Here is an 840-nt window from a genome sequence, read left to right as displayed (position 1 = left end):
GAGAGGGCCATCTCGGCGGCTACCTTTGGGAGAGTTTGGGTCAGGAAGTGCGTCGCTCCCATGCGTGCCTTCATCGTGCCGAACGGATGCTCGACAGTCTCGCGACGAAGCCGCATAGCGAGCGGGCTCGCATCGAGCCGCTGCTGCACGGCGTCGAGCAGATTCTCGTGCTCCCATCGCGTGATCCGTCGCTCTGACCCGGGCGTGCACTGGGGTTTGATCGAACAATTCTTGCAGGCGTTGGTCCAGTAGCGCCGGAGCATCTTGTCGGCTTCTTCATTTGTATAGCGATACGGCAATCGCTCCCCGGCCGGACAACGATAGGCGTCTTCCTCCGGCAAATAGACAAAGTCCTGCTTCCCGAAGCGTCCGTCCGACTTGGCGCCCGAAGTCATCGGCTTGGGCAGAGTTACTGTGATGCCGGCCTCGTGGCAGGCGAGGATCTGCGGACCGCTGAAGGAGCCGCGATCGACAACGGCCTCGAGCGCCTCAGTCTTCAGAACAGCCTTCGCCTGCCTGGCCATATTGGCAAGTTGTGCGCGATCTGAGCCGCTGTTCGTCACCTCATGCGCGATGATCAGGTGATGGTCGGTATCGACGGCGACTTGGACATTGTAGCCGACAACGCCGGATCCGCGGCCACTGGTTGCCATCGAACGGCTATCCGGATCGGTCAGGGAGATTTGCTGATCCGGCGACGCCAGCATCTGCTTCTCGTAGGCCGCAAGCTTGCCCATCTCTCCCTTCAGCTTCGTCAACTTCTCGGTAAGCCTCGTCACCTTCGCCGCCAGAGCCTCGCTCGGCTCCTGTCGGTCGGCCGTGTCAAGTTGGCTCAGATAG

At 61.3% G+C, this 840-nt stretch carries 1 protein-coding gene; it reads right to left on the bottom strand.

What is annotated here, in order from left to right; genetic code table 11:
- Positions 1 to 840 (bottom strand): transposase (locus tag AC629_RS44630; RefSeq protein WP_143199980.1); only part of this gene is annotated, 840 nt, incomplete at both ends.

This window comes from Bradyrhizobium sp. NAS80.1 (assembly GCF_001908205.1).
Classification (GTDB): Bacteria; Pseudomonadota; Alphaproteobacteria; order Rhizobiales; family Xanthobacteraceae; genus Bradyrhizobium.
The sequence above is the reverse complement of the archived record's forward strand: the minus strand, read 5'-3'. Positions and strand labels throughout refer to the sequence as shown.